The organism is Pseudomonas paraglycinae (assembly GCF_021601625.1).
In the GTDB taxonomy this organism is placed as follows: Bacteria; Pseudomonadota; Gammaproteobacteria; order Pseudomonadales; family Pseudomonadaceae; genus Aquipseudomonas; species Aquipseudomonas paraglycinae.
This window is the reverse complement of record NZ_BQHR01000029.1, coordinates 42,297-51,604: the sequence shown is the minus strand read 5'-3', so window position 1 is coordinate 51,604 and position 9,308 is coordinate 42,297. Positions and strand designations below refer to the sequence as shown.

Annotated in this window: 7 protein-coding genes; 4 read left to right on the top strand and 3 right to left on the bottom strand. The window is 62.3% G+C overall.

From position 1 onward, the window contains the following. Together L6D82_RS27625 and rlmKL are read right to left on the bottom strand one after the other, a co-directional pair. Window positions 1-1,329 (bottom strand): CHASE domain-containing protein (locus L6D82_RS27625; protein ID WP_236192053.1); only part of this gene is annotated, 1,329 nt, incomplete at its 3' end. Between the two features lie 146 nt (window positions 1,330-1,475). Next, window positions 1,476-3,746 (bottom strand): bifunctional 23S rRNA (guanine(2069)-N(7))-methyltransferase RlmK/23S rRNA (guanine(2445)-N(2))-methyltransferase RlmL, encoded by a 2,271-nt coding sequence (rlmKL, locus tag L6D82_RS27620; RefSeq protein ID WP_102686945.1) that lies wholly within the window; start codon window positions 3,744-3,746, stop codon window positions 1,476-1,478. A gap of 530 nt (window positions 3,747-4,276) precedes the next feature. Here rlmKL and rmf point away from each other — a divergent pair. Next, the gene (gene rmf, locus L6D82_RS27615; protein WP_003223300.1) at window positions 4,277-4,492 is read left to right on the top strand and encodes a ribosome modulation factor; all 216 of its coding nucleotides are present in this window, start codon (window positions 4,277-4,279) and stop codon (window positions 4,490-4,492) included. 138 nt (window positions 4,493-4,630) lie between these two features. On the opposite strand, the gene L6D82_RS27610 is transcribed toward rmf, so the two are convergent. Further along, a complete protein-coding gene (locus tag L6D82_RS27610) occupies window positions 4,631-5,650 on the bottom strand; it encodes a quinone-dependent dihydroorotate dehydrogenase (RefSeq protein WP_011333259.1) in 1,020 nt (339 codons plus the stop codon). Window positions 5,651-5,872: 222 nt separating this feature from the next. Here L6D82_RS27610 and L6D82_RS27605 point away from each other — a divergent pair, with 222 nt between their 5' ends. From L6D82_RS27605 to L6D82_RS27595, 3 genes are all read left to right on the top strand, one after another. Next, window positions 5,873-7,084: a CmpA/NrtA family ABC transporter substrate-binding protein gene (locus L6D82_RS27605; protein ID WP_236192052.1), complete on the top strand. Its 1,212-nt coding sequence runs from the start codon at window positions 5,873-5,875 to the stop codon at window positions 7,082-7,084. Window positions 7,085-7,099: 15 nt separating this feature from the next. Beyond that, window positions 7,100-7,675 carry an ANTAR domain-containing response regulator gene (locus L6D82_RS27600; RefSeq protein WP_236192051.1) on the top strand — a complete coding sequence of 192 codons (576 nt, stop codon included), beginning with the start codon at window positions 7,100-7,102 and terminating at the stop codon, window positions 7,673-7,675. Window positions 7,676-8,091: 416 nt separating this feature from the next. Further along, window positions 8,092-9,303 (top strand): nitrate/nitrite transporter, encoded by a 1,212-nt coding sequence (locus L6D82_RS27595; RefSeq protein WP_102686943.1) that lies wholly within the window; start codon window positions 8,092-8,094, stop codon window positions 9,301-9,303. The last annotated feature ends 5 nt before the right edge of the window (window positions 9,304-9,308 follow it).

The window sequence follows — 9,308 nt, the reverse complement described above, 5'->3', positions numbered from 1 at the left end:
GCCCTCCACCAGCATCGCCTGACAGGTCGGAATGGTCTTGCCATAACGGGCGCTGAGCTCCGCCGCGCGGGCCACCAGTTCCCGGGGAAAGTGCAGATTTTCCAGGGTCATGTGGCCGACCACTTCGCTGCTGAGATAACCGAGCATCTGCTCGGCGCCGGGGTTGAAGGTGTTGATCACCCCGCGCAGGTCAGTGGCGATGATTGCCACCTGGGTCGCCGCGTTGAGCACCCCGCGCAACTGACCGTGGGTGCCGCGCAGTTCCTGTTCGCGCTCATGCAGTTCCTGGGTGCGCAATTCGACCATGCGCAACGCGCGCTGGCGCTGACTGACCAGCACATAAAGCAGCGCGCTCAGCAGCAGACTGAGCAGTCCGCCCAGCACCACCACGCTGCCAACCGACGAATGGTTGGCCTGCATGAACGCTTCGCTCGGCAGGATATCCACCTGATAGTCGTGATCGGCCATGCGCACCAGCCGGGTAGCGGACAGATCGCTCGGCGCCGGTTCATTGGTCGATTCGAACAGCACTTCATGCTGATCGTTGGTAGACAGATCGAGGATGCGCACCGACAGATAGTCATGGAACGCATCCGGCAAACCGTCCGCCAGCAGCTGACGCATGCTTATGACAGCCATCACGTAGCCGTATGATCTGGGCTCGCCTTCGCGCAACACCGGTGCCACCAGCAATACGCCGCGGGCGTAAGCCGGCTCGATACCGACCAGATGCATCGGCTGCGACACTGCCAGACTGCGAAGCTGGTCGGCGCGCTCCAGGGTCGAGCGGCGCAACGGCTGAGCCAGCAAGTCGTAACCCAGCGGAGAACCGAGCCGGCTCTGGGTCTGGCTGTACAACACCACCACGTATTCATCGCGGGCGGAGGCCAGTTGCAGTTCGCCGCGCGCATTGAGTTCGCGCACGCTGAAGGTGCTCAGGCCCTCATCTCGCACGCGCTGCTCGAAGGCGGCACGTTCGGCACCGCTCACCCGCAAGGCAAACGAATAAGCCTGGGTGCGCAGCAATAGAGGATGGGTGTAACCGTCGAATTCGGCGCGGGACACCGATTCGGAGTTGGCGAAGAACCGGCGCAGGCCATCGAGACGTTGCTCCTGATCCTGAAAACGCTCTTCGATGCGGCTGTAGCGCTCGTTGGCCAGCAGCTGAAAGCGTTGGCGCAACTGGCTGTGAAACTGATTGAGGGTGCCCCAGGCGAGCAGCCCCGTGAGAATTCCGCCGGCGAGCAATACCAGCACCCCGACCAGCCAGGCCGAGACGTCTTCGCTGATAAAACCCAATATCTTCGGGCGCACGGGGTGCAACGACATAAAAGCCACTCACTACGTCAGCATCTGCGGGAAAAACCCCATCGGCCGTGTGTGAGTTATAGCTATTAGCCACTAATTTGGCTAGCTCTGAACGGATCCAAGAGCCTTTAAAAATCAAGGCTCTGTGGATCCAATTTTGCAGAGCGTCAACGAGCCGTGATTTTCCAGGCGCGGTGGATCTTGCCATTACGGGCGAAATCCGGGTCGATGGTGCTGGCGGTGATTTCCTCGACCGCGTAGCGCTCGGCCAGGTTGTCTTCAAGCTGGAACTTGCGGAAGTTGTTGGAGAAGTACAACACCCCACCGCTCGCCAGTCGGGCCATGGCCAGGTCGATCAGTTGCACCTGGTCACGCTGCACGTCGAAGATGCCTTCCATGCGCTTGGAGTTGGAGAAGGTCGGCGGATCGATGAAGATCAGGTCGTATTCGTCGCGGGAATTCTCCAGCCACGCCATCACATCGCCCTGCTCCAGACGGTTCTTGTCGGAGAAACCGTTGAGCGACAGGTTGCGGCGCGCCCAGTCGAGGTAGGTTTTCGACAGGTCGACGCTGGTGGTGCTGCGCGCGCCGCCCTTGGCCGCGTGCACGCTGGCGGTCGCGGTGTAGCAGAACAGGTTGAGGAAGCGCTTGCCGGCGGCCTCTTTCTGGATCCGCATGCGCATTGGCCGGTGGTCGAGGAACAGCCCGGTGTCGAGGTAGTCGGTGAGGTTGACCAGCAACTTCACACCGCCCTCGGTCACTTCATTGAACTTGCCCTGAGCCGCCTGACGCTCGTACTGCTTGGTGCCGCTCTGACGCTCGCGGCGCTTGACCACCACGCGGCTCTTGTCGATGTTCAGCGCCTGCGGGATGGCCGCCAGCGCATCGAACATGCGGATCGAGGCTTTTTCCGGGTCGATCGACTTCGGCGCGGCGTATTCCTGAACGTGCACCCAGTCGTGGTACAGGTCGATGGCCATGGCATATTCCGGCATGTCCGCATCGTAGACGCGGTAGCAATCGATGCCTTCGCGCTTGACCCACTTGCTCATGGCCTTGAGGTTCTTCTGCAGGCGGTTGGCAAACATTTGCCCGCCTTCACTCAGGCGCGGTTGCTCGATCACTGGCGCCGGGGCCGGCGTCGGTTTGATCGGATTGCCGTTCTTGTTGAACTTGCGCTCTTGCGGCTCATCCGGCGTCTGATCGTAGGCGGCTTGCTCGCGTTCGGCCTGACGTTGCTCCGGGGTGCGACGCTCGCCGGTGACGAACTGATCCGGCAAGACTTTGATCAACAGCAGCTTGCACGGCAGCGCGCCGTTCCAGAACGAATACTGCTTGTGGCTGCGGATGCCCATGCGCTTGCCCAGGTCCGGCGCGCCGGTGAACACCGCCGCTTCCCAGTTCAGGCAGGCCTGACGCAGACGCTCGCCAAGGTTCTGGTAGAGGTACAACAGGCTGGCTTCATCACCCAGACGCTCGCCGTACGGCGGGTTGCAGATGACCAGGCCTTTCTGGTTCTGGTCCGGACGCGGCTCGAAGGTCGCCACTTCGCCCTGATAGATCTTGATCCACTCGCTCAGGCCGGCGCGTTCGACGTTGTTGCGGCCCGGCTGAATCAGGCGTGGGTCGGCTTCATAACCACGAATCCACAGCGGCGGCTTGGCCAGACCGGCAGCGGCGCGCTCGACCGCTTCTTCATGCAGCTTTTTCCACAGCGCCGGCACGTGGCCGAGCCAGGCGGTGAAGCCCCACTGCTCGCGACGCAGGTTCGGCGCCATGTCGGCGGCGATCATGCCGGCTTCGACCAGGAACGTGCCGACACCGCACATCGGGTCAGCCAGCGCGCCACCTTCGGCGGCGATGCGCGGCCAGCCGGACCGGATCAGGATCGCGGCCGCGAGGTTTTCCTTCAGCGGCGCGGCGCCCTGCTGCAAGCGATAGCCGCGCTGGTGCAGGCTGTGGCCGGAAAGGTCGAGGGACAGAATCGCTTCGCCGCGATCCAGGCGCAGGTGAATGCGCAGATCCGGGTTGAGCTTGTCGATGCTTGGGCGGTCGCCCTGCGGGGTGCGCAGTTTGTCGACGATGGCGTCCTTGACCTTCAGGGCGCCGAAGTGGGTGTTGTCGATGCCCGAACCGTGGCCGCTGAATTCCACGGCCAGGGTGCCGTCGGCCAGCATGTGATCCTGCCAGTCGACGTCGAGTACACCGTGGTACAGGTCTTCGGCGTTTTTCATCGGGAAACGCTTGAGCACCAGCAGCACCCGGTTGGCCAGACGCGACCAGAGGCACAGGCGATAAGCGGTTTCCATGGTCGCCATACCACGCACGGCGGAGGTGTGTTCGCGGGCCTCTTCAAGGCCAAGCCCGACGGCTTCCTCGATGAGCAGGCCTTCAAGGCCTTTGGGGCAAGTGAGGAAGAGTTCGAAACGGTCGGACATGGTTTTTCCAGAGCCTTTGGCTAATGAACCGGCAACGCATTGCCGATCCGGTTTTCAATCAGGCGCTTTTCTACAAGAGCGCCCGCGTGGCACGAAGGTGTGCCGTTCCATCCCCGCTGCTCGGGTTAAAAGAGCTTAGATGCCGGGACAGATAAAAAAGTTGAAGCAACAAAATGACTCAAAGCAACCCTTCGTCGAATAGTACCCCAGCGTAAACGTGGGTCATTCTCACTAAAGGATTAACCTCATCATCCAGCGCGGGGCCGATCATACCGGGGTTTGGCCAATAGACGCTGGATAAATACGCGGTTACTTATGGCCATAGCATCTTTTTCGTTACGTCCTTATGACAAAACGGTCATTCCATCGATGTGACTCATTGGTTAGAACTGGACACAGGTTGACGTCGCAACGGCGTCAACACCTTGGCTCGCCACGCCGGCAGCGAGCCGCCAACGGCAGAGTTTTTCTGCCAGACCTCAATTGAGGTCGACGCGACAAAAACAGTCAACAAGTGAGGGAAACACCCTATGAGAAGACTTAAGCGTGATCCGTTGGAAAGAGCATTTTTGCGCGGATATCAATATGGCGTTGGTGGCAAATCCCGTGAGCTTTGCCCATTTACTCTACCGTCGGTACGTCAAGCCTGGATCAACGGCTGGCGAGAAGGACGCGGCGACAACTGGGACGGTATGACCGGCACTGCGGGAATCCACAGACTCAACGAACTTCACGCCGTCGGCTGACACAGGGCACTTATTCCGACACGACAATCTGATTTCGTAACAACCTGATCACCATGCACGTCCTTCCCGGACGGCGGGCTACGGCCCAGGGGCTCCTTCGAGGAGCCCTTTTTTGTGCCTGCCTTTTATGTCCGCCGATCAGCGCTTGGCGGCGATCGCGTCCACGGACTCGCGAATCAGCGCCGGGCCCTTATAGATGAAGCCGGAGTAGATTTGCACCAGACTCGCGCCGGCAGCGATCTTCTCGGCCGCATGCTTGCCTTCGGTGATGCCGCCCGCCGCGATGATCGGCAACTTGCCGCCCAGCTCGGACGCCAGCACTTTCACGGTGTGGGTGCTCTTCTCACGCACCGGCGCGCCGGACAGACCGCCCGCCTCGTCACCATGTTCCATGCCTTCGACGCCCACGCGGCTGAGGGTGGTGTTGGTGGCGATCACCGCGTCCATCCCGGTTTCGATCAGTGCTTGCGCGACTTGCGCGGTTTCTTCGTCGGTCATGTCCGGCGCGATCTTGATCGCCAGCGGTACATGTTTGCCGTGGCGCAGGGCCAGTTCGGCGCGGCGCGTGGCCAGGTCCGCCAGCAATTGCTTGAGCGAATCGCCGAATTGCAGGCTGCGCAGGCCCGGAGTGTTCGGCGAACTGACGTTGACCGTGACGTAACTGGCGTGGGCGTAGACCTTGTCCAGGCAGATCAGGTAGTCATCGACCGCGCGCTCGACCGGGGTGTCGAAGTTCTTGCCGATGTTGATCCCCAGCACGCCCTTGTATTTGGCCGCCGCCACCCGCGCCAGCAGGTTATCCACACCAAGGTTGTTGAAACCCATGCGGTTGATAATCGCCTCGGCTTCCGGCAGACGGAAAATCCGTGGTTTCGGGTTGCCCGGCTGCGGGCGCGGGGTCACGGTGCCGATTTCGACAAAACCGAACCCCAGCTGGGCGAAGCCGTCGATGGCCGCGCCGTTCTTGTCCAGACCGGCCGCCAACCCCACCGGGTTCGGGAACTGCAGGCCCATGACATTCACCGGCAGCGACGCCGGCGCCTTGCACAGCAAGCCGTTGAGGCCCAAACGCCCGCCCGCGCCGATCAGATCCAGCGACAGATCGTGAGAGGTTTCCGGGGAAAGTTTGAACAACAGCTGACGGGCCAGGGTGTACATGGGCGGCTATGACTCGGGCGGCGAAAAGAGGCGGCGATTATAGCCGGGCATCGCCCCGCCGCGCGAGGCGCACGGGTAAATCCGTGCGCATGGCATATGCCTTGCACCTTCCTCGGCATCAGCCCGCAGGCCAATGGTGGCGTGCAGGCAAGGACAATGGCGTCGTCTCTCGGTTTTGCGCGGGCAAAGCCTGGGACGACGTTTTTTTTGAGGGTGGCTTTCATGACTCAAACCTCCGCCGGGCCGCTGGCCTGGGTCAACGGCAGCGATGCCCCGGAAAAAAGCGCGATCAACCTCGGCTTCATGGCCCTGAGCGACTGCGCCTCGCTGGTGGTCGCGGCTACTCAGGGCTTTGCCCAGCCTTACGGCCTGACCCTGAACCTCAAGCGCCAGAGTTCCTGGGCCAACCTGCGGGACAATCTGGTCAGTGGCGAACTCGATGCCGCCCACAGCCTTTACGGTCTGATCTACGCGGTGCACTTGGGCATCGGCGGTGTCGCGCCGACCGACATGGCGGTGCTGATGGGTCTGAACCAGAACGGCCAGAGCCTCAACCTGTCCCACGGCTTGCAGGGCCTGGGCGTGACCGGTCCTGAAGCGCTGCACCACCATGTGCACCAAACCCGCGCAAAACTGACCTTCGCCCAGACTTTCCCGACCGGCACCCATGCCATGTGGCTGTATTACTGGCTGGCGAGCCAGGGCATTCATCCGTTGCAGGATGTCGACAGCGTGGTGGTGCCGCCGCCGCAAATGGTCGCGCACCTGCAGGCCGGGCGTATTGATGGCCTCTGCGTTGGCGAACCGTGGGCGGCCAGCGCCGTGCAGCAGGATCTCGGTTTCACGCTGGCGACCAGCCAGACCATCTGGCCCGATCACCCGGAAAAAGTCCTCGGCTGCACCCGCGCGTTCGTCGAGCAATACCCCAACACCGCCCGCGCGCTGGTGATGGCGATCCTCGAAGCCAGCCGTTTTATCGAAGAAAACCCGGAAAACCGCCGCAGCACCGCGCAGTTGCTGAGCGCCCCGGAATACCTCGACGCCCCGGTGTCCTGCATCGAACCGCGCTTTCTCGGCGACTACGACGATGGCCTCGGCAATCGCTGGCAGGACCCGCACGCCTTGCGCTTTCACGGCGATGGCGCGGTGAATCTGCCGTATCTGTCGGACGGCATGTGGTTCATGACCCAGTTCCGCCGTTGGGGTTTGCTGCGCGATGACCCGGACTACCTCGCCGTCGCCCGTCAGGTGCAACAACTGGAGATCTATCGCGACGCGGCGACTGCTGTGGGCGTCGCAGCCTGGGGCAAGGACATGCGCAGCAGCCAGTTGATCGACGGCAAAATCTGGGACGGCAGCGACCCGGCCGCCTACGCCCGAAGCTTCAAGCTCCACGCGCTGAGCGACAGCGCGCCCCTTTTCGCCCAACGCTGACAGGAGACCGCGAACATGCTGCGCATTCTGCTGATCAACGACACCGCGAAAAAAGTCGGACGCCTGAAAGCCGCGCTGACCGAGGCCGGTTTCGAGGTGATCGACGAGTCGGGTCTGACCATCGACCTGCCGGCGCGCGTCGAAACGGTGCGTCCGGACGTGATCCTGATCGATACCGAGTCACCGAGCCGCGATGTGATGGAGCAAGTGGTGCTGGTCAGCCGCGACCAGCCACGGCCGATCGTGATGTTCACCGACGAACATGACCCCGGCGTGATGCGTCAGGCGATCAAGTCCGGGGTCAGTGCCTACATCGTCGAAGGCATTCACGCACAACGCCTGCAGCCGATTCTCGACGTGGCCATGGCCCGCTTCGAGAGCGATCAAACCTTGCGCGCCCAGCTTCAGGCCCGCGACCAGCAACTGGCCGAGCGCAAACGAATCGAACTGGCCAAGGGCCTGTTGATGAAAATGAAGGACTGCAACGAAGAAGAGGCCTACACCCTGATGCGCCGCCAGGCCATGAGCCGCCAGCAGAAACTGATTCAGGTGGCGGAGCAGATCATTGCGATGAGCGAGTTGCTCGGCTGAAAAGCCCCTCACCCTAACCCTCTCCCGGAGGGAGAGGGAACCGACCGCAGTGTCTTGCGTCATACATCGACCTGAAAAACCCAGTCGATTATGGATTCAAAGCCGATCGTTCACGTCGGCGTATCTCTCGAATATCCCCCGATCAGTCCCCTCTCCCTCCGGGAGAGGGCTAGGGTGAGGGGCTTTTGATTTTGACTTGGCACAAATCTCGCTAAGCAATCCCTACAGGTAACCAACGGCGGTTGCCCCACCTACGACAAAGACGTCGCTCACCTTCTTCGCCCCCTTTCGGCGATCCGGGTAGCGGCGTTTTTGCGTTTTGGCCCCACAGCCCGGGGCCGGTGGTGCGGCCGTGGCGGCGCCCCACTGTGCTGGTTCTGACTCCTTCTCGAGATTCTCTACAGCTGAGGTGCGCGATGAATAAAAGCTTCTGGAAATCCGGCCACACCCCGACCCTGTTCGCGGCCTTCCTGTATTTCGACCTGAGCTTCATGGTCTGGTACCTGCTCGGCCCGCTGGCGGTGCAGATTGCCGCCGACCTGCACCTGACCACCCAGCAGCGCGGTCTCGTGGTGGCCACGCCGATTCTGGCCGGCGCGGTGCTGCGCTTTGCGATGGGCATGCTCGCCGATCGCCTGTCGCCGAAAACCGCCGGGCTGATCGGCCAGGTGATCGTGATCTGCGCACTGTTCGGCGCCTGGAAGCTTGGCATCCACAGTTACGAACAGGCCCTGCTGCTCGGTTTGTTCCTCGGCATGGCCGGCGCCTCGTTCGCCGTGGCCCTGCCGCTGGCCTCGCAGTGGTATCCGCCGGAGCATCAGGGCAAGGCGATGGGCATCGCTGGAGCCGGCAACTCCGGGACCGTGTTCGCGGCACTGATCGCCCCGGTACTCGCGGCGTCGTTTGGCTGGAGCAATGTATTCGGTTTCGCCCTGATTCCGCTGATCCTGACCCTGGTGCTGTTCGCCTGGCTGGCGAAAAACGCGCCGGAGCGGCCGAAAGCCAAGTCCATGGCCGACTACTTCAAGGCCCTGGGCGATCGCGACAGCTGGTGGTTCATGTTTTTCTACAGCGTCACCTTCGGCGGCTTCATCGGCCTGGCCAGCGCCCTGCCCGGCTACTTCAACGATCAATACGGTTTGAGCCCGGTGACCGCCGGTTACTACACCGCGGCCTGCGTGTTCGGTGGCAGCCTGATGCGTCCGCTGGGTGGCGCGCTGGCGGACCGGTTCGGCGGTATCCGCACCCTGCTGGCGATGTACACGGTAGCCGCCGTCTGCATCGCGGCGGTCGGCTTCAACCTGCCAAGTTCCTACGCGGCGCTGGCACTTTTCGTCTGCACCATGCTCGGTCTCGGCGCGGGTAATGGCGCGGTGTTCCAACTGGTACCGCAACGTTTCCGTCGCGAAATCGGCGTGATGACCGGGCTGATCGGCATGGCCGGCGGCATTGGCGGTTTTGCCCTGGCGGCCGGCATGGGCGCGATCAAACAGAGCACCGGCAGCTATCAACTGGCGCTGTGGTTGTTTGCCAGCCTGGGTGTGTTGGCGTGGTTCGGTCTGCACGGAGTCAAACGTCGCTGGAGAACCACCTGGGGTTCGGCGGCCGTGACTGCTGCCCGGGTCTGAAGCCC